We start from the raw sequence: 18390 nt of genomic DNA, 5'->3' as shown, positions 1-18390 counted from the left end.
ATGTTTTTGAATTGATATCTGAAAAAGGTAATTTCTACACTTTTAAACTTATCAGTTTTGTTGACTATAAAAAACGAAAAAACAGTTATAGAATACGAACAGTATTTTACAGGACTAAGATATTTTTAAGTTTTTGTAGCACATTTTTCAGTAAAACTACTGAATATAAAACCATAAAATTACAAAATAAACCAGAGTAGAATCACTGAAGCTAGCAGCATAGGTAAGTCAATAGAATGAAGTGTGAGATAGAGTCAAGCGTGAAAGTAAGTATTTGGCTGACCTCACAGAAAATATTAGAGTTCTTGCAAAAGCCAAAAAATTATAAATGTCATTCCCAGCGGAATGTCATGTCGCGCAGAATCCCGCGAGATGTTTCGCATGGCTCAACATGACAGTTTAAGTATTTTGCAATAAGTTTATTGAAGTTGGTTAACCGTTTTATAAAAGCTCAGTAAATATACTCAAAGCTCTGAAAAGTATTAACGTGAGATTCAAATCATGAGTACTGCATCAAAGTAAATTCTCACTTACCATCATCATGCAATCTTATAAGCTGCAATAATCAACCCGTGTTTTTTGCCATCAAGAACTGCAATTTCTGGCAGGTGTCCCTGTTGCTGAAAACCCAGTTTCTCAAACATGCGGCGACTTGCATTATTATGATCGAAGTACATTGCTAGTAAAGTCGTCACGTTTAAGCTAGGACAATGTTCAATCATACGGCGGACTAACATTGTGCCGTACCCTCTACCTTGATGCTGTGGTGCAATATAAATGCTTATTTCCGCAGTTGCATTATAAGCTGGGCGTCCTCCATAAAACGATGTTAGACCAATCCATGCGATCGCTTTTTGTTCGCTTTCTAGTACCCATAGAGGACGTGATTCTGCATTGTGCTTAGCAAACCAATCTAAACGACTTTCAACACTGATTGGTTCAGTATCTGCAGTTGCTATGCGAGTGGGAATCGATGCGTTATAGATCCAGATAATATCTGGTAAGTCTGAAATCAGCGCATCTCGAATGTTCATACTCTATCTTAAATTTCCATCAAACCAGGCGGTGGTGTAATCTCTACGCAACGCACTTGTAAATCCACAACAGGAACGATTTCTCTCACAAAAGGAATTAAGACTGTTTTAGAGTTTTGAGTTGAAGTATATTCTTGGTCTAACTTCACGGCTAATAAATCATTCCCTGCAGCAATCACATCAACTACAGTACCAATCTTTTCTCCAGATTCCTGCATAATGACTGCCAAGCCAACCAAGTCTAAAACATGATATTCATCTTCACCTAATACAGGGCGATCGCTCGCGGGAACCAACAACTTACACCCCCGCAAAGCCTCCGCCTGATTGCGATCGTCTACTCCCGACAATTCCACGACATAGAGATTTTTACCAGCTAGATACCGCCCACTCAACAATTCAATTGTTCGTGGTTCCTCATCTCCAGCACACAACAGCCACCGCGTTCCTGGTTGCTCAAATCTTTCCGGAAAATCAGTATTAGGATATACCCGCACCTCACCATTTAATCCCTGAGGTCCCACAATCTTCCCAATCTCCAACCACCCTGAATCTTCTTGTTCTAACTTCTTTGTGTCTTCGTGGTTCGTCATCAACTCTATCAAGCACTCACAGCTGCACGTTGATAAACTTGTTCAGTCACCTTTGCCAAACGCTGCATTCCTGTGGCAATCTCTGCATCACTTGCTGTTAGACTAATACGCAAACACTGTTGCTTGTGCAACCAACTTTCGCGTAAACCAGGGAAGAAAGTACTACCAGGGACAACAATCACACCAACTTGCTTTAACTGCTGATACAACTCCCAGTCAGTAATTGGTAAATCTTTTAGCCACAACCAAGCAAAAATTGCTCCCTCTCCGCGATGTAAAAACCACGGCAAATCCTGCGGCATTGCGGCGTTGAGTGTGTTTTCTAGTACAGTAAACTTATTCTGGTAAAAAGGTCGAATCACTTGTTCGGCGATTTTTGCTAGCGCCCCAGAGTTAATTGCCCGTGCAGCGATCGCTTGTCCATACCGTGACGGGTGAATGCACATATTTGTTTGGAAAGATTCCAACACCTGAATCAACTTAGCATCACCAATTGCCACCCCAATCCGTTCTCCTGGCAGTCCTGCTTTCGATAAACTCAGACAATGCAGAATATTACTGCCAAACACAGGAGACATTTCCGTAAAGTTCAACGCGGGAAACGGCGGTGCATACGCCGAATCAATAAACACTGGTACATCATACGGTGCAGCCAAAGCCGCAATTTTTCTCACTTCTTCATCCGTCATCACATTTCCGGTAGGATTACACGGACGCGAGAAAATGACACAACCAGTATTTTCGGTTATCGTTAATTGGCTAAAATCAGGGCGATATTTGAATCGATGCGTAGAAGCTTCAATATCCAAAGTTGGTTTATAAGCGATTAACGCTTCTGGCACTAAACTAACACCGCCGTAACCTGTGTAATCCGGACTCAGCGGTAAAACGATTTGCTTTAAATCTCCACCACTTGCGTAACCACCGAAAGCATTTGCTGCATAAAAGTATAGTGTCTGACTTCCAGGAGTAATCAGGATATTGCGATCGCTCAATTCTAAGTTGTAACGTCGATTAAAATCATCTGCGATCGCACTAATCAGCGGTCCATACCCTTGACTCGAACCATAGCGACAAACCACCTCGCCGTAATCATCACTAGCTAGCAGTTCCGCCGTACAGTCTCGCCACAGTTGTTCTACCTCAGGCAAAATCAATGGATTACCCGCACTCAAGTTAATAAATTCACGACCTGCCCCAGCTTGTAGCGTTTCGATAATATCTTTCATAATCGCCCTGACGCCTGTCAGGTTGGACATTTGGTCGCCAATTCGAGTCAGGGCAGGGTTCATAAGTCGTCATTCATCAATTAGTGGACAGTTTAATAACGGCAAGTGTTTTATTAATTACTTGTACTCGCCAATTTAACTAATTTAATCTAGGTGTTCACTTTTGCAGCGCTAAACGTTGATTTTACTGCGAATAGCAACAGCAAGCCGGCACTTTTAAAATAGCTTAACTCTTAATTTATACATAAAATTTTACAAATGGAAAGATTTTGCATAAAAAGCATGTAAAGTTGACCACACTGGGCGTAATTGTAGAATATGCTAGCTAGCAGGAAACCAGTTGTTTTTCAGAGGCTTAATTCAAGAGCACTATATCCCTGAGAAACGATGAACGATGTGACATGGTTTCAACCAACGAGAATCAAGCCTAACTTTTAGAACTCTATGACAAATAACGGTGCATTAACCGCTGCACAACAGCTTAGTAAAAAGTTACCTCAGGCACTGCAAAGATTAGCAGACTTGGCATACAACTACTGGTGGAGTTGGACAACCGAGAGAGTTTTCCTGTTTCGTAACATCGATCCTGAACAATGGGAGAACTGCGGACATAACCCCGTAGCCATTCTAGAATCTGCTTCCTACGAACGCCTTACTCAACTTGCAGAAGATCCTTTCTACATCAAGCAACTGCAATCTTTAGTAGCAGAATTTGACCAATACATGGCGCTACAAGACACATGGGTAAGTCGAGTTGCACCACAGACTTCATCAGAACATCCGATCGCTTACTTTTGTGCAGAATTTGGTATTCATGAATCTTTACCAATTTACTCTGGTGGTTTAGGTATTCTCGCGGGAGATCACCTCAAGTCTGCTTCCGACTTAGGAGTACCTATGGTTGGGATCGGCTTACTGTATCGCCAAGGATATTTTCGTCAACGCTTAAACCGGAGTGGTTGGCAAGAAGATTACTACGTTGACAATCCTTTTTCTAAAATGCCTTTGGAGTTAATCAAAAACGCTCAAGGCAAACCCCTAACTATTGAACTAGAAGTTCGTCAGCGCAGCGTCAGAGTTCAAATTTGGCGGACTCAAGTTGGGCGAGTCAGCCTTTATCTGCTAGACAGCGATCGCGAAGATAACGATCCCATTGACCGTTGGTTAACAGGACACCTCTACGGTGGCAATCAAGACACGCGCATTGCCCAAGAAGTTGTACTCGGAATTGGTGGTGTTCGCGCCCTCACCGCATTAGGAATTGCCCCTTCTGTGTATCACCTCAACGAAGGTCATGCGGCATTTTGCACCCTGGAAGTAGCGCGACAAGAAATGGAACGCACAGGTAAATCGTTCTACGATGTCGAAGCAAGCGTCCGCGATCGCTGTGTTTTCACGACACACACCCCAGTTCCTGCTGGTCACGATGTCTTCTCTGGTGACTTAATGGACTCCTACTTTGCTCACTACTGGGTACAAATGAAACTGTCTCGCGAGCAATTTATGGCTTTGGGTGCTAGACGCCTCGGCGATCCTTGGGAACCTTTTGGCATGACAGTATTGGCATTGCGGATGTGTCGCGCAGCAAATGGCGTCAGCGAACTACACGGTCATGTTTCGCGTAAGATGTGGACAATTTTGTATCCAGATCGCTCCGAAGATAAAGTTCCTATAGGTCACATTACAAACGGAGTTCATGCACCCACTTGGACTGCACCCCTCATGGCAGATTTGTATACCAAGTATTTGGGTGAAGATTGGAAAACCCGCGTTATTCATCCAGAAATGTGGGCAAAAGTCGATGAAATTCCCGATGAGGAATTATGGTGGCGACACCAAGTTCTCAAAGAAAGATTAATCGCGCACACGCGCTTTCGAGTCAAAAAAGCACGGGAACAACGCGGCGAAAGCTACGAACACATTCGAGCAACAGAAACACTATTAGATCCCGATGTACTTACTATCGGATTCGCTAGACGCTTTAGTCCTTATAAACGCGGCGATCTTATTTTGCGCGATGCGCAGCGGGCAATTAAGATTTTTGGTAACACCCAACGTCCAATCCAAATTGTCTTTGCAGGTAAAGCGCACCCTGCTGATGAAGAAGGTAAGCGGATCATCCAACGCATTATGGAATGGTGTCGTAACAACGCGATTCAAAACCGCGTGGCATTAATTGAAGACTATGACATCTACACTGGTCAAAAACTTGTCCAAGGTGTTGATGTGTGGCTAAATAACCCTCGTCGTCCTCTAGAAGCATCAGGTACAAGCGGGCAAAAAGTCTGCTTTAACGGTGGAATTAATTGCAGTGTTTTAGATGGTTGGTGGTGTGAAGGCTATCAAACTGGATCTGATGGTAAAGGATTGAATGGCTGGGCGATCGGCGAAGATGCACATACAAGCGACCAGGAAGTACAGGATCGAATTGATGCGCAATCATTGTATCAGTTGCTAGAAGAAGAAATTGTCCCGCTGTATTACGATCGCGATGCCGATGGTATTCCTCGGCGGTGGATTCAAGTGATGAAAGCATCGATTAAAACGAACGCGCCATTATTTAACACCGATCGCATGATCTCGGACTATGTATCGCAAGTCTATGTCCCAGAAATTGCTACTAGCGTGACACCAATTCTTGCCAAGGTTATCGTGTAGTTAGCAACTAGCTATGAGCAGTTAGTACTGTAGTTTGTACAATTTAAAGATGGCTTAGTGCTAATTGTTGATGGCTCAAATTATTTGGCAGGCTGATTTTTATCGCCGTCCGTTACGGGATGCAGGTGGACAAGCATTGTGGGAGTTACTCGTTTGTGATTTGACTCGCACAGTTGAATTTGTTGCCCTGTGTCCCCAATCGCAAGCTAATGTACATTGGCTAGTAGAACAATTGCAGCTTGTTGCAGATCAACTACCAGATACAATCCAGGTTTTTCGTCCACAGTCATTGAGTCTCATCACCGCCGCCGGAGAACAACTCGGAATCACTGTAGAAGCAACTCGACGAACAAATGCTTTAAAGCAATGGTTGCAAGAGCGATCGCCTCTTTACTGCAACATGGATAATTACACAGGAGAAGCCTACAATCTTTTAGCAATTGAAAATCCACCACCAACGCCACTACCCGAAAAACTGTGGGGCGAACAGTGGCGTTTCGCTGCACTTATTGCCAAGGACGTAGAAGAAGCGTTTCAAGAACGTCCTATCCCAATTTTGAATATGCCACCAGCATTAATGCCCTTACAGTTAGGATTAGCTTCTAATACCAGTATTCCAGGTATTATTATCTATGGTGGACGGCAATCGATGCGGTTAGCTCGTTGGTTACAAGCGGCAAATCCTGTAACGCTAAACTATATTGCTGGTACTCCTGATGGATTAGTGTTAGAAGCAGATTTAGTAGACCGCTGGATTGTGGCAACTTTTGAAGATCAAGAAGTTTCTGCATCTGCTCAAATTTATGAACAGCGCAAACAGCAAAGCAAAGGATTGCATTTTTTACTCGTGCAGCCTGATAATTCTGATGTAACGTTTAGTGGTTTTTGGCTACTATGCCAAGGTTAAACTTAGTGATCAAAAGTGTATAGATACTTCAGTTATTAATACTTAATTACTCTTATTAAAGGGCTTAATACTGAAGATAGATGCAATAAAATAAGCTGAGTTTTAGCATAAAAAACTACATAAACATAAGTTTTTTGAGGCAAAATTCATGGAAAATGAAGCACGCTCTAAAGAAAAAGTGACAAGAAACGAAGAGTTAGAAACTTCTACAGCAGATCGTGGTATTATCCCAGCCGAAGTAGCAGCACGAATGGATCGCGAAGGTAGCGATTATCGAAATACTGCTGATGAGCAAGCTGACCCTGAAAGCATTGATGTTACAGGGGGAGCAACGGTAGATCAAGAAGGTTTAGCAAACAACTACGCTGTTGAACCCGAAATGTACTACGATACCCCAGGAGATGCAAGTCAAGAAGCAGAACAAGATAAAGCTCATCGCGCACAAGAACTAGCTGAAGCCAATGAAGATAAGCAGGGTGAGCTAACAATGGAAGATGATACTCGTGGTAGAGGACCAGGAGCAGTTTAAACAAAATTTACAAAAACTAGTTAGTGGAACCGCTCACAAGATTGTAACGCAAGAATCTTGAGCGGTTTTTTGTTGTGAAAACTAGAGCTATTAGCGCTAATAGCTATGTAAAAATTGTGAGTAACTTTAACATATTTTATTTTGTATTTTTTTGTGCGTTTTTATTGCTTATTTCTCGGTAAAATAGCTGAAAAATTACAGTAATAAATTAATTTAAAATGGCTCAAGCTCAAATAGGAATCATTGGTGGTAGCGGTCTATATAAGATGGATGCGCTGAAAGATATTGAAGAAGTACAAATATCTACACCGTTTGGTTCGCCTTCGGATGCAGTGATATTGGGAACTTTGGAGGAAACAAAAGTTGCTTTTTTAGCGCGTCACGGTCGCAATCATACTTTGCTGCCATCGGAACTACCTTTTCGTGCCAATATTTATGCAATGAAGCAGTTGGGAGTTGAGTACTTGATTTCCGCTTCTGCCGTTGGTTCGTTAAAAGAGGCAGTAAAGCCACTTGATATGGTAGTACCGGATCAATTTGTTGACCGGACAAAAAATCGAATTTCAACCTTTTTTGGCGAAGGAATTGTGGCGCATATTGCGTTTGGCGATCCAGTTTGTCATCAACTCGCAGGAATTTTAGCGGAGGCGATCGCGACTCTCAACTTACCAGATGTCACACTACATCGTGGTGGAACTTATGTATGTATGGAAGGTCCCGCATTTTCTACTAAAGCCGAATCGCATCTTTACCGGAGTTGGGACGCAACTGTCATTGGAATGACAAATTTACCAGAAGCAAAATTAGCACGCGAAGCAGAAATCGCCTACGCAACATTAGCACTTGTCACAGATTATGACTGTTGGCATCCAGATCATGATAGCGTCACGGTGGAAATGGTGATTGCTAACTTGCAATGCAATGCAACAAATGCCCAAAAAGTCATTCAAGAAACAGTACGACGCTTGAGTCAAAATCCACCACAATCAGAAGCACACTCAGCATTAAAGTATGCAATTTTGACTCGACTCGATCAAGCACCCGCAGCAACAAAAGAGAAATTGCATTTGTTATTGCAGAAGTATTTGTAAAGCGTGAAGCGCGGTCAATAACTATTTTTAATACTTCTTTGTAAAGAAATAGAACAGCATGAAGTGCTTGATTTTGCATTGATGTAGCCACATTCTCATGAACCACAAGATGCATCAAAAATGCTTCGATTTCTGCACTTCCCACATCTTTAAGGTGACGCTTATCATAAATGAATGACGAAAATAATAAAAAAATATTGATTATAAAACCGCAGGGATATAAATATGAAAGCTTTGAGCCGTTGTTTGCTCAAATTGAGGATCATTATAATCGAATTTTGAGTTATCTGAAAATATCTAACCCCGTTGGGGAACCAACAAATCTGAAATTAACTGTTGATGTCTTTAACCCACAAAAGATCTCTGACGCGCTTGGCGAGTCACAATGCTTATGAGTTTTATGTATATGCAATTGCGGCAGTCTTTAGAGTTTTACAAGATTTAACGCAACGAGAGGGTTTAATACACCTCAAACCTAATGAGCGTCTATGTTTACTCATTGCTTCATTGTCAAAATACTTTAAGCAAAATTTTCCAGAGCAGCATGATGAGATCTATCTACATACACTTAAATCATGTTTTGAAGCAGGGAAAAAATTTCTAGTGATAGATTCTTTTGGTTCTTTAACAGTTATGCTAAATGCACTTAATCTTTCTTTTGTTGATGATGTAGTTAGTGAAACAAATATTAGACGTTATCAACATAGAATTGAAGTCATAGACAAAAAGTAAGCTAACAAGCACGTGCACACGGAATGGATTTTTACGCAATCAGTTCTGATGCTAATATTGTCGCCTTCCAGTGATGCGCAGGGCGTTAAACTACTTCATATCCTGGTGGGGACGATACAGCAAAGTTATCTATTGGCATCGGAGATTAATCTGCCGTAAGGTTATTTGTGAGGAATTGCTTTAAGGGTACTGGTGAGCCAATTTTCTCCGAAACGGCAAAGCCGAACCCTCAACCACCAATTACGGCATAAAATCAAGGCATGGTCTCGTGCAAAAGATATGCTAAGAACGCTTTGGGCTACAGTTCGCCAAGGAAAAATTGAGCTATTGGAGTCAGCAGAGCTACCGGAGGGGGTAAAGGTATTGGTGACAGTTTTACCTGACGATGAGGCTGAATTCTGGCTAAAAGCAAGCCAAACCTCGCTCGATGCAGTTTGGGACAACGCTGAGGATGACGTATATGCCCAGCTACTCCAAACATGATGTTATTTTAGTGCGCTATCCCTTCTCAGACTTATCAAGTTCAAAGGTAAGACCTGCTGTTGTTGTGAGTACAGCGCATCCATCTCAAGATATTCTCATTACTCCTTTGACAAGCAAAACAGGTTCATTACTGGCAGGGGAGTTTGTGTTGTCTGAGTGGGTAGCAGCAGGATTGAACGTAGCAACCGCAGTCAAAAGAGGCGTGTACACAGTGCATGAAAGCTTGGCGATCAAAGTGATCGGTCAGTTGGCTAAGGTTGATGTCAACCAGCTTAAACAATCCTTGCGAGGTTGGTTAGGTTTGTAAGGTGCTCCAATACCCACAGCCCAACACTGCATTGGTGCGGACGGTACAGAGGTTATCTTATTGGTGAGAGTTCAAATTTATCTGCTGCACAACTTGGTCGTTAGGCTTCATCTCTTTCATAAATGGCATGAAAAAATTATTTATCTTCAAATTCATGGCAACCACTCTCGTTGCAATTGTGATGCTTTATCCGTTCTGGAGCGCGACAGGAAATGAAGCTGGAAGTAACGGAGTTTTAGAATCTCTTGGAGCAATGGGATTTTCCGCTACCTCAACAATTATTGCTGCCTTTATTTTAAGTGTTGCGTTGTATTGTCGGTCACTACAAAAGTGCCTGTCATTAGTTCAACCTAGTTGTCAAGCGATGAACCCGAAAATGGTGTGGCTCATGTTTGTGCCGTTCTACAACATCGTTGAGGACTTTTTCATTATCCTGAATGTCACGCGCTCAATAGAACAAGAAGCTCAGATCAACCAACATTTAGAAGTAGTGAATAGCTTTGGTAGGGTGTCAGGCTTTGGTTGGTGCATCGCTCAAGTCGCTGCGCTTTTTCCATCGTTTCTTGGAGAGGCTGCTGGTTTCATTGCTCTAATTTTTTGGGTTGTTCATTGGCGTTTGATTACAAAGGTGAATGCTCTCTTGATGATCGATAGTCTTGATGCCAAAATTACATAGGTTGAGTTCAATCAGCTAACGCTGACCGAAGCATTTGTTCAGTCAATCAAGACACTGAAAGCTAGAAAAATATGCAATATGTATTGATTATTCATGAAGTTGAAGACTACAAGTCATGGAAGAAGATTTTTGATGATGCTTCCGATATAAGAAGGGAAGCTGGAGAGAAAGCGTATCAGGTTTTAAAGTGTGAAAGTAATCCTAACAAAGTGGTGCATTTCTCATCCTGGACATCGATAGATGATGCCAAGCGATTTTTTGAATCTCCTAAACTTGTGAAGATAAGAGCTGATGCTGGAGTAAAGTCTCCTGATTTTATATATTTAGATCAACTAGAGTCAGGTATTTTGTAGAGGCGTAAGCTGTTCTATTTATGAATTGCTATTACGCAGCGACACATAAATGACTAAGATTCACTCGACTCCAACGATTTTCCTCATTGAGTATCTAAGTAGAATAGAGATCAGTCTTTGATCTAGCGGATGGAGGAGTAAACCCAAATGGTACAAACACCATCTAAAACACTGACCTTGGCGGAGTTTTTGCAATTACCAGAAACGAAACCTGCAAGTGAATACATTGATGGTCAAATTATTCAGAAACCGATGCCTCAAGGGAAACACAGTGCCATTCAAGGAGAACTCGTACCTGCTATCAATGGTGTAGTTAAAGCTAAGCGTATCGCTCGTGCGTTTCCTGAGTTACGTTGTACCTTTGGTGGTCGTTCAACTGTTCCTGATATTGCGGTTTTTCTTTGGAACCGAATTCCCCGTGATGAGAATGGGGAGGTTGCCAACACGTTTCCTGCCGCACCAGATTGGACAATTGAAATCCTGTCTCCTGATCAAAGCCAAACAAAAGTAACGAAGAATATCCTTCACTGCTTGAAGCATGGAACCCACATAGGTTGGTTAATCGATCCAGATGAACAAACGGTGTTCGTTTATCATCCGAAGCAAGAACCTGAAGTGTTGGATGAGCCAGATGAAGTTGTTCCTGTACCATCGTTTGCAAGTGAGCTACAGCTGAAAATCAAAGATTTGTTTGCTTGGTTATTGGAGTAATTGAGTAATTGCTAGCAAGCTAACACTGCGTTAGTAAGAACGGAACAAAGTCTGGCAATGGGATTTTAAGGTGTATACTGCACAACTTCACCGTTAGCCCTTAAGTAAGCTCTTCACTCTCTACTACCTGAAGGTAGGTTTTTTTACAATCAAGGAGTGCTAACAGGAAAAGGGAGGTGATAGCTGATGGTGGAAGAACCAGGAACACCACAAAAGTACTCGCTCGATTGGCAGCGACGGCAATTTTTGCTGCGTGCTAGTATTGTTTGCGCTGGAGGTGCGATCGCCTATCTCATCTGGCAAAAACACAACACCTCAGCAGCAGCACAAAGCCAAATAGCTAACGCCCATGAGGATTTTGGTGCAATCCCGCAACGGATGTTAGGTAAAACAGGAGTAGAAGTCTCTGCATTAGCACTAGGAGGCGCACACCTAGGTAACATCAAAGACGATCAAGTTGCGGTACGAATTGTTCAAGAAGCGGTTGACGCCGGAGTAAATTTCTTAGATAACGCCTGGGAGTACGGTAAGGGACGCTGCGAAGAATTAATGGGACAAGCACTACAAGGAGGAAGACGCGACAAAGCGTTTTTAATGACAAAAGTTTGTACGCATGGGCGTGATGCCCGCGTAGCAATGCAGCAGTTAGAGCAATCTTTACAACGCTTGAAAACAGATTACATCGATTTGTGGCAAATTCACGAAGTGATTTACGACAACGATCCTGAATTACATTTTGCCAAAGGCGGCGTAGTTGAAGCACTAGAGCAAGCAAAACAACAGGGAAAAGTGAGATTTATTGGTTTTACAGGTCACAAAGACCCCGCAATTCATCTCAAGATGTTGGCGTACAAATACCCTTTTGATACTTGTCAGTTACCGCTAAATTGTTTTGATGCTAGCTTTCGCAGTTTTGAGCAACAAGTGTTACCAGAACTCAACCGCCAGCAAATTGCGGCAATTGGCATGAAAAGTTTGGGTGGTAGTGGCGACGCATTGAAAAAAGGAATCGTTACAGTAGAAGAGGCACTCCGCTACGCTATGAGTCTCTCTGTAGCAAGTACAGTTAGCGGCATTGATTCTTTAGCAGTGCTGTATCAGAACTTACGTATTGCTGGTAACTTTCAGCCGATGAGTACAGAGGAAATGCAAGGTGTACGCAATCAATATGCAAACTACGCCGCAGATGGACGCTTTGAACTGTACAAAACATCAAAAAAATACGACGGGAGACCTGGTAGAGAACAGCACGGCTTTCCATTACCACAGCAATTGAAACTTTAAGAGAGATTTGAGGAATTTTTATGACAGCAACACTATCTGTACCAGAATCTATTGCATCTTGGTTGGGTGAAGAAGCAGAGAATTTATTGACACATAAAGCCAAAGTATCAAAGGATTTATTGCACTTACCAGGATCAGATTTTGTCGATCGCATTTTTACAATTAGCGATCGCTCACCGCAAGTATTGCGCAGTCTGCAACAACTTTACTCTTATGGTCGTTTAGCAAATACGGGCTATCTTTCTATCTTGCCAGTAGACCAGGGAATCGAACACTCTGCAGGAGCATCGTTTGCACCTAACCCAATCTATTTCGATCCAGAAAACATCGTTAAATTGGCGATCGAAGCAGGTTGTAATGCAGTTGCGACAACGTTGGGAGTTTTGGGCAGTGTTTCGCGTAAATATGCTCACAAAATCCCCTTTATTGCCAAACTCAACCACAACGAACTGCTGACATATCCAAACCAATTTGACCAAGTGATGTTTGCATCGGTTGAACAAGCTTGGAATTTAGGTGCTGTTGCAGTTGGTGCAACTATTTATTTTGGTTCTGAACAATCAACGCGGCAAATTCAAGAAGTGAGTGAAGCTTTTGCCCACGCTCACGAACTTGGTATGGCAACAGTTTTGTGGTGCTATTTGCGTAACAATGCATTTAAGCAAGACAAAGACTATCACATCTCAGCAGACCTCACAGGTCAAGCTAATCACTTGGGCGTGACAATTGAAGCTGATATTGTCAAACAGAAGTTGCCAGAAAATAATCATGGTTATGCCGCAGTTGCCCAAGCAACAGGAAAAAGCTACGGTAAAACCAACGATCGCATCTACACTGATTTAGTCACAGATCACCCAATTGACTTAACGCGCTATCAAGTCTTAAATTCTTATTGCGGACGTGCGGGGTTGATTAATTCGGGTGGTGCTTCTGGTAAAAATGATTTTGCTGAAGCTATTCGCACAGCAGTGATTAATAAACGTGCTGGTGGTTCTGGCTTAATTTCTGGTCGTAAGACGTTCCAGCGTCCTTTTGAAGACGGGGTAAAGCTGTTTCACGCGATTCAGGATGTTTATCTGTCGTCGGAAGTGACGATCGCTTAAGAAGTACGTCTATCCCAGGCAAGATGAGTAAAGGTTCTTGCTTGGGAGAAAATTTTATCTGAGTTGTAAATTTGAAACGTAGACGCAGAGCGGTGAGCAGCGCATTGGGCGGCTCTGCCGACTTGAAGCGACTGCGAACCCGAAGGGCATGCCGCAGGCTACCACATTGGCGTAGCTTTCCCGCAGGGTAGACACAAAGAGCACAAAGGATTAGAAGTATGTGTAAGTTCTTGTGTAGGTTCTCTAACAGTTTTAGTGAGTCATTGGTAATTTGCTATTGCTGATTAACCTTTGCCTATTGCCATTTTCTCTTTAATTAATTATGAGTAAACAGAACGCTGAGTCTGCACCATTGAAGGAAGCTGTTGTTGCCCAAGTTAAGGATTTACAAAATGGCGAGATGAAGCAAGTTTCGGTGGGAGACACTGATGTATTACTAGCGCGAATGAATGATGAATTTCACGCAATTGGTGCTTACTGTACGCACTATAAAGCTCCACTTGCGGAGGGAGTTTTGAGTGGCGATCGCGTTATTTGTCCCTGGCATAATGCTTGTTTTAACTTGGTAACAGGAGATCTACAAGAACCGCCAGGATTAGATGCGCAACCTTGTTATGCGGTACGAATTGTAGATGAAGATGTCATTGTAAGTGTTCCTGATTCTGCACCACAGCAACGCACACCTGCAATGGTGGAGTATAAACCAGACATAGATCAACGCGTATTTGTTGTATTAGGTGCAGGTGCAGCGGGAAGTGCAGCAGTCGAAGCATTGCGACAAGCAGGTTTTGCAGGGCGCATCGTCATGCTGACGTATGAGGATAAATTACCATATGACCGTACGTGGTTGAGCAAAGACTACTTTACTGGCAAAGTCTCTACTGATGAGATGCCATTGCGATCGCAGAAGTTCTACGATGAGCATGGTATTGAAGTGTTATTGAATAAGCGCGTTGAACGCATCGATGCAACAACTAAAACTATTACCTTGGCAGATAGTGAGACAATGACTTATGACTCGTTGTTGTTGGCTACAGGTGGTAAACCACGTCAGTTGGAAGTTAAAGGTGCAGATTTAGCAAATATCTTTACCTTACGTAGTTTTGCTGATACGGAAAAGATCCTCTCATCCGCAAAAAATGCATCGCATGCCGTTGTGATTGGTTCAAGTTTTATTGGGATGGAAGCGGCTGCGGGGCTAACACAGCACGGTTTGCAAGTTACTGTTGTTTCGCCGAGTGCAGTACCGTTTGAGAAAATTCTTGGTAAAGAAATTGGACAGTTGTTTCAGCAGGTACATGAAGAACAAGGCGTGAGTTTCCTTCTAGGCACAAAAGCTCAAGAATTTGAAGGTGAGGGCAAAGTAGAAGCTGTTATTTTAGAAAATGGCGATCGCTTAGCAACTGATCTAGTCATTGTAGGTATTGGCGTACAGCCAGCAACTCAGTTTCTCGAAGGTGTAGAGTTGCATGAAAAAGAGCGTAGTGTGGTTGTCGATGAATATCTTTGTGCAGCTGATGGATTGTATGCAGCGGGAGATATTGCGCGTTATCCTGACTGCCGTACAGGTGAATCAACACGGGTAGAACACTGGCGCTTAGCAGCACAACACGGTCGCGTTGCAGCTTACAACATGGCAGGAAAGTCTATAAAATTTGCAGGTATCCCAGTTTTTTGGACAATGCAATTTCAGTTTCCTTTGCGTTATGTCGGACACGCGACTGAGTGGGATGAAATTATTTTTGATGGTAGCTTGCAGAAACGAGAATTTATTGCTTTTTATGTCAAAAACAATCAAGTATTAGCTGCAGCAGGAAGTCAACGCGATACCGAAATGGCAGCAATTTCTGAGTTAATGCGTTTAAATCAGATGCCTTCTGCAATTGAATTGCGTAGCAATAATATCGATTTAGTAGCACGAATAAAGAACTAACGCATCTAGATAACAACAATGTTATTACGTGTAAGATTTGGTTCGCCGATCAGTTTGGCAATTTGAATCGCGTCAGCGTTGCCAGTCCCATCAACGTCAAAGAATAAATTACCGTTACTGCGGTTGTAAATGAAGCGATCGCTTGAATTTTGTGCAGATGCTACGCGAAACTCTCTGCTTGTAATAGTCCCTCTCGAAAGCCCACCACCAAAACCTGCTTGAGAAACTACGATTTTATCGAAGTTGGGATTAAAGTCTCTAATAATATCAACTCCCTCAGCGGGGTAATTAAATACAAAGCGATCGTAACCAGAACCGCCAATTAACGTATCATTACCAAACCCGCCAATGAGTGTATCATTACCAGCATTCCCTTGCAGAACATTAGCAGCACCATTGCCGATTAACTTATCAGCAAATCGCGATCCTGTAACATTTTCTATCCCCGTCAGAGTATCGCGGTCAACTAGTGCATCATACCAAGCGTTTCCCAGTTTATCGTAGCCTTGACGACGAGGATGAATACCATCGGGAGTTAAGTCACTCAGCTTAAGACTACCTCCTGCATTGACAAAGCTAACATTCTTGCCTTGCGCAACTTTGCGATCAACTAAGCCAGGAAGAAGAGCATTAAAATCTTGAGCAAGGTTAGCAGCGGTTTTGCTACGAACACTAGCATCAATTGGAGCAATGGACGAAACAAGTATCTGAGTGTTTGCTGATTGCTGCGCAATGCGGTCAATTAAGTAGCTTAAGTCGTTGTACATTTCTCTCAAACCACTACGACCTAAAGCATCATTTGTGCCGATCATTAGTAACACAATATCAGGTTGGTAGGTTTTGAGAATTCCTCTATCAACTAAATTAGTGATTTCATCGATTGTCCAACCACCGTGCCCTTCGTGGTTTTTGTCATCAAGGCTTGGAGGTCCATTAAACTGCGAACCAACAAAGTCGATTTTCAAACCATCAGCCGACACATTATTCCATAGTTGAATTCGGTAAGTTCCAGGAGTAGGGTCAACGCGGTGTTTTCCCTCAGTGATTGAGTCACCCAAAGGCATAATTTTGGGTTGACTTGATGGATTAAAGATGGGTGTAACAACAATTCCTTTTTTGAGATTCGCAACAATTCCTCGAGTAGCTTGGCTATAACTAGCTGTGTCTATTCCACGACCGCCAACAAGTCGATCGTCGCCGCTACCACCAAAGAGTGTATCATTGCCACGACCGCCAAAGAGGGTATCATTGCCACTACCTCCTCGAAGCAGGTCATTACCACCATAACCGTAAATTTTGTCGTTTCCGGCATAACCGTAGAGCGTATCTGCTAGTGCAGTGCCAGTCAGGGTATCATTTTTAGAAGTTCCTTGAATAAAAGCCATAAAATTTATTTGAAATATTTTGTATTAAGATTCAGTCAAAGTACCACAACATAGTACTAGCGATAAATGTCATAAGAGTATGGTTGTAGCTCTTACTGTGACAAGCGGTTGTGAGTTCTCAAGAACAAGGAAGCAATAAAAAATACAATTCAGTTGTAAGACTCTAAGATATCCTAGATAAATTAGAGTTTTGCCGAAGATATTGAGCATGAAGTTGGCAGCACGAGTAGGTGAGGTAACTCCGTCTTTAACACTGGCGATCGCCGCCAAAGCCAAAGCAATGAAGCTAGACGGAATCGATGTTTGTAGTTTTAGCGCGGGAGAACCAGATTTTGATACTCCCACACACATCAAAACCGCTGCTCACAAAGCCTTAGATGAAGGTAAAACAAAGTACGGTCCCGCCGCTGGGGAACCAAAATTACGCGAAGCGATCGCCCGCAAGCTGCAAAATGAGAATCACCTCGACTACAACACCGAAAATATCATTGTTACCAATGGTGGTAAACACAGCTTATTTAACTTGATGCTGGCATTGATCGAGCCAGATGATGAAGTGATTATTCCTGCGCCTTACTGGCTAAGTTATCCCGAAATGGTCAAGCTAGCTGGAGGAAAGCCCGTCATTGTCCAGACGGATGCTGCGACAGAATACAAAATTACACCAGCGCAATTACGTTCAGTAATTACTGCGAAGACTAAGCTGTTTATCTTCAATTCGCCGTGTAATCCTACAGGTATTGTTTATACTCCTGCGGAAATTCAAGCCCTTGCAGAAGTCATAGTCGCACAAGATATTTTAGTTGTTTCAGACGAAATTTACGAAAAGATTATTTACGACGATGCCAAGCACGTTAGTATCGGCTCACTAGGCAAGGAAATTTTTGCACGGACAATTGTCAGTAGTGGCTTTGCCAAAGCGTACTCGATGACAGGTTGGCGACTTGGTTATTTAGCAGGTGCAGTCGAGTTAATTAAAGCAGTCAGTACGATTCAAGGTCACAGTACTTCTAATGTGTGTACGTTTGCACAGTATGGTGCGATCGCTGCATTTGAAGAATCACAAGAGTGTGTAGAACAAATGCGTTTAGCCTTTGCCGAACGACGACAGGTTATGTTGGAGCGAATCCGTGCTATACCTGGAATTAGTTGTGCGCCACCGAATGGTGCGTTCTATTTATTCGTCAATATCAATAAAACAGGCTTAAGTTCGCTAGAATTCTGCGACAACCTCCTAGAAACTCACCAAGTTGCGGCTGTTCCTGGTATCGCTTTCGGCGCAGACGATCATATTCGTCTCTCCTATGCTACCGATATGGCATCAATAGAAAAGGGCATGGATCGCTTGCATAAATTTGTACAAAGCCAATTATCCTAAAATT

General features: G+C 42.6%; 18 protein-coding genes and 1 pseudogene. 14 read left to right on the top strand and 5 right to left on the bottom strand.

The features are described 5' to 3' along the window. Window positions 1-539: 539 nt before the first annotated feature. The 3 genes from CSQ79_RS05545 to CSQ79_RS05535 are packed head-to-tail and all read right to left on the bottom strand — an operon-like array spanning window position 540 to window position 2919. The gene (locus tag CSQ79_RS05545; RefSeq protein WP_099700181.1) at window positions 540-1034 is read right to left on the bottom strand and encodes a GNAT family N-acetyltransferase; all 495 of its coding nucleotides are present in this window, start codon (window positions 1032-1034) and stop codon (window positions 540-542) included. A gap of 8 nt (window positions 1035-1042) precedes the next feature. Continuing rightward, window positions 1043-1627 carry a ribosome maturation factor RimM gene (rimM, locus tag CSQ79_RS05540; protein WP_099700180.1) on the bottom strand — a complete coding sequence of 195 codons (585 nt, stop codon included), beginning with the start codon at window positions 1625-1627 and terminating at the stop codon, window positions 1043-1045. A gap of 8 nt (window positions 1628-1635) precedes the next feature. Continuing rightward, complete coding sequence (locus tag CSQ79_RS05535; RefSeq protein ID WP_099700179.1) at window positions 1636-2919, bottom strand: valine--pyruvate transaminase; 1284 nt, start codon at window positions 2917-2919, stop codon at window positions 1636-1638. 381 nt (window positions 2920-3300) lie between these two features. On the opposite strand from CSQ79_RS05535, the gene glgP reads away from it, so the two are divergent. The 4 genes from glgP (at window position 3301) to CSQ79_RS05515 (ending at window position 8041) form a co-directional block, all read left to right on the top strand. Beyond that, a complete protein-coding gene (gene glgP, locus CSQ79_RS05530) occupies window positions 3301-5514 on the top strand; it encodes an alpha-glucan family phosphorylase (RefSeq protein WP_099700178.1) in 2214 nt (737 codons plus the stop codon). A gap of 70 nt (window positions 5515-5584) precedes the next feature. Continuing rightward, window positions 5585-6421: a Tab2/Atab2 family RNA-binding protein gene (locus CSQ79_RS05525; RefSeq protein ID WP_099700177.1), complete on the top strand. Its 837-nt coding sequence runs from the start codon at window positions 5585-5587 to the stop codon at window positions 6419-6421. A 148-nt stretch (window positions 6422-6569) separates the two neighbouring features. Continuing rightward, entirely contained in the window at window positions 6570-6950 is a 381-nt protein-coding gene (locus tag CSQ79_RS05520; protein ID WP_099700176.1) for a hypothetical protein, read from the top strand. A gap of 218 nt (window positions 6951-7168) precedes the next feature. After that, window positions 7169-8041, top strand: a complete 873-nt coding sequence (locus CSQ79_RS05515) for an S-methyl-5'-thioadenosine phosphorylase (RefSeq protein ID WP_099700175.1) — start codon at window positions 7169-7171, stop codon at window positions 8039-8041. Window positions 8042-8075: 34 nt separating this feature from the next. Here the strand turns inward: CSQ79_RS05515 and CSQ79_RS05510 are convergent. Then, window positions 8076-8213 (bottom strand): annotated as a pseudogene (locus tag CSQ79_RS05510) (phage integrase N-terminal SAM-like domain-containing protein); the annotation flags it as partial. A 167-nt stretch (window positions 8214-8380) separates the two neighbouring features. Here CSQ79_RS05510 and CSQ79_RS05505 point away from each other — a divergent pair. From CSQ79_RS05505 to CSQ79_RS05465, 9 genes are all read left to right on the top strand, one after another. Beyond that, window positions 8381-8773 (top strand): hypothetical protein, encoded by a 393-nt coding sequence (locus CSQ79_RS05505; RefSeq protein WP_099700174.1) that lies wholly within the window; start codon window positions 8381-8383, stop codon window positions 8771-8773. Between the two features lie 279 nt (window positions 8774-9052). Continuing rightward, the gene (locus tag CSQ79_RS05500) at window positions 9053-9256 is read left to right on the top strand and encodes a hypothetical protein (RefSeq protein WP_099700173.1); all 204 of its coding nucleotides are present in this window, start codon (window positions 9053-9055) and stop codon (window positions 9254-9256) included. Beyond that, window positions 9234-9563, top strand: coding sequence for a type II toxin-antitoxin system PemK/MazF family toxin (locus CSQ79_RS05495; protein ID WP_099700172.1), 330 nt, complete (start codon window positions 9234-9236; stop codon window positions 9561-9563). Before CSQ79_RS05500 ends, CSQ79_RS05495 begins: the two co-directional genes overlap by 23 nt. Before the next feature lie 127 nt (window positions 9564-9690). Continuing rightward, window positions 9691-10239 (top strand): hypothetical protein, encoded by a 549-nt coding sequence (locus CSQ79_RS05490; RefSeq protein WP_143755421.1) that lies wholly within the window; start codon window positions 9691-9693, stop codon window positions 10237-10239. A 71-nt stretch (window positions 10240-10310) separates the two neighbouring features. Then, on the top strand, window positions 10311-10592 hold the full coding sequence (locus CSQ79_RS05485; RefSeq protein WP_099700170.1) for an antibiotic biosynthesis monooxygenase: 282 nt from the start codon (window positions 10311-10313) through the stop codon (window positions 10590-10592). Between the two features lie 147 nt (window positions 10593-10739). Continuing rightward, the gene (locus CSQ79_RS05480; RefSeq protein WP_099700169.1) at window positions 10740-11303 is read left to right on the top strand and encodes a Uma2 family endonuclease; all 564 of its coding nucleotides are present in this window, start codon (window positions 10740-10742) and stop codon (window positions 11301-11303) included. A gap of 186 nt (window positions 11304-11489) precedes the next feature. Continuing rightward, complete coding sequence (locus tag CSQ79_RS05475; protein ID WP_099700168.1) at window positions 11490-12587, top strand: aldo/keto reductase; 1098 nt, start codon at window positions 11490-11492, stop codon at window positions 12585-12587. 20 nt (window positions 12588-12607) lie between these two features. Further along, entirely contained in the window at window positions 12608-13690 is a 1083-nt protein-coding gene (locus CSQ79_RS05470; RefSeq protein ID WP_099700167.1) for a class I fructose-bisphosphate aldolase, read from the top strand. Window positions 13691-14012: 322 nt separating this feature from the next. Further along, on the top strand, window positions 14013-15623 hold the full coding sequence (locus tag CSQ79_RS05465; RefSeq protein WP_099700166.1) for an FAD-dependent oxidoreductase: 1611 nt from the start codon (window positions 14013-14015) through the stop codon (window positions 15621-15623). A gap of 5 nt (window positions 15624-15628) precedes the next feature. Here CSQ79_RS05465 and CSQ79_RS05460 read toward each other — a convergent pair whose 3' ends face one another. After that, the gene (locus CSQ79_RS05460; RefSeq protein ID WP_099700165.1) at window positions 15629-17008 is read right to left on the bottom strand and encodes a GDSL-type esterase/lipase family protein; all 1380 of its coding nucleotides are present in this window, start codon (window positions 17006-17008) and stop codon (window positions 15629-15631) included. 208 nt (window positions 17009-17216) lie between these two features. On the opposite strand from CSQ79_RS05460, the gene CSQ79_RS05455 reads away from it, so the two are divergent. Next, entirely contained in the window at window positions 17217-18386 is a 1170-nt protein-coding gene (locus CSQ79_RS05455; RefSeq protein WP_099700164.1) for a pyridoxal phosphate-dependent aminotransferase, read from the top strand. Window positions 18387-18390: the final 4 nt, after the last annotated feature.

This window comes from Gloeocapsopsis sp. IPPAS B-1203 (assembly GCF_002749975.1).
Lineage (GTDB): Bacteria > Cyanobacteriota > Cyanobacteriia > Cyanobacteriales > Chroococcidiopsidaceae > Gloeocapsopsis.
The sequence above is the reverse complement of the archived record's forward strand: the minus strand, read 5'-3'. Positions and strand labels throughout refer to the sequence as shown.

Excerpts from the sequence above, each read along its gene's own strand:
- CSQ79_RS05535 (WP_099700179.1), bottom strand. The coding sequence starts at position 2,919 with ATGAACCCTGCCCTGACTCGAATTGGCGACCAAATGTCCAACCTGACA.
- CSQ79_RS05475 (WP_099700168.1), top strand. The coding sequence starts at position 11,490 with ATGGTGGAAGAACCAGGAACACCACAAAAGTACTCGCTCGATTGGCAG.
- CSQ79_RS05520 (WP_099700176.1), top strand. The coding sequence starts at position 6,570 with ATGGAAAATGAAGCACGCTCTAAAGAAAAAGTGACAAGAAACGAAGAG.
- CSQ79_RS05515 (WP_099700175.1), top strand. The coding sequence starts at position 7,169 with ATGGCTCAAGCTCAAATAGGAATCATTGGTGGTAGCGGTCTATATAAG.
- CSQ79_RS05500 (WP_099700173.1), top strand. The coding sequence starts at position 9,053 with ATGCTAAGAACGCTTTGGGCTACAGTTCGCCAAGGAAAAATTGAGCTA.
- glgP (WP_099700178.1), top strand. The coding sequence starts at position 3,301 with ATGACAAATAACGGTGCATTAACCGCTGCACAACAGCTTAGTAAAAAG.
- CSQ79_RS05545 (WP_099700181.1), bottom strand. The coding sequence starts at position 1,034 with ATGAACATTCGAGATGCGCTGATTTCAGACTTACCAGATATTATCTGG.
- rimM (WP_099700180.1), bottom strand. The coding sequence starts at position 1,627 with ATGACGAACCACGAAGACACAAAGAAGTTAGAACAAGAAGATTCAGGG.
- CSQ79_RS05470 (WP_099700167.1), top strand. The coding sequence starts at position 12,608 with ATGACAGCAACACTATCTGTACCAGAATCTATTGCATCTTGGTTGGGT.
- CSQ79_RS05455 (WP_099700164.1), top strand. The coding sequence starts at position 17,217 with ATGAAGTTGGCAGCACGAGTAGGTGAGGTAACTCCGTCTTTAACACTG.
- CSQ79_RS05490 (WP_143755421.1), top strand. The coding sequence starts at position 9,691 with ATGAAAAAATTATTTATCTTCAAATTCATGGCAACCACTCTCGTTGCA.
- CSQ79_RS05480 (WP_099700169.1), top strand. The coding sequence starts at position 10,740 with ATGGTACAAACACCATCTAAAACACTGACCTTGGCGGAGTTTTTGCAA.
- CSQ79_RS05495 (WP_099700172.1), top strand. The coding sequence starts at position 9,234 with ATGCCCAGCTACTCCAAACATGATGTTATTTTAGTGCGCTATCCCTTC.
- CSQ79_RS05460 (WP_099700165.1), bottom strand. The coding sequence starts at position 17,008 with ATGGCTTTTATTCAAGGAACTTCTAAAAATGATACCCTGACTGGCACT.
- CSQ79_RS05505 (WP_099700174.1), top strand. The coding sequence starts at position 8,381 with ATGTCTTTAACCCACAAAAGATCTCTGACGCGCTTGGCGAGTCACAAT.
- CSQ79_RS05525 (WP_099700177.1), top strand. The coding sequence starts at position 5,585 with ATGGCTCAAATTATTTGGCAGGCTGATTTTTATCGCCGTCCGTTACGG.
- CSQ79_RS05465 (WP_099700166.1), top strand. The coding sequence starts at position 14,013 with ATGAGTAAACAGAACGCTGAGTCTGCACCATTGAAGGAAGCTGTTGTT.
- CSQ79_RS05485 (WP_099700170.1), top strand. The coding sequence starts at position 10,311 with ATGCAATATGTATTGATTATTCATGAAGTTGAAGACTACAAGTCATGG.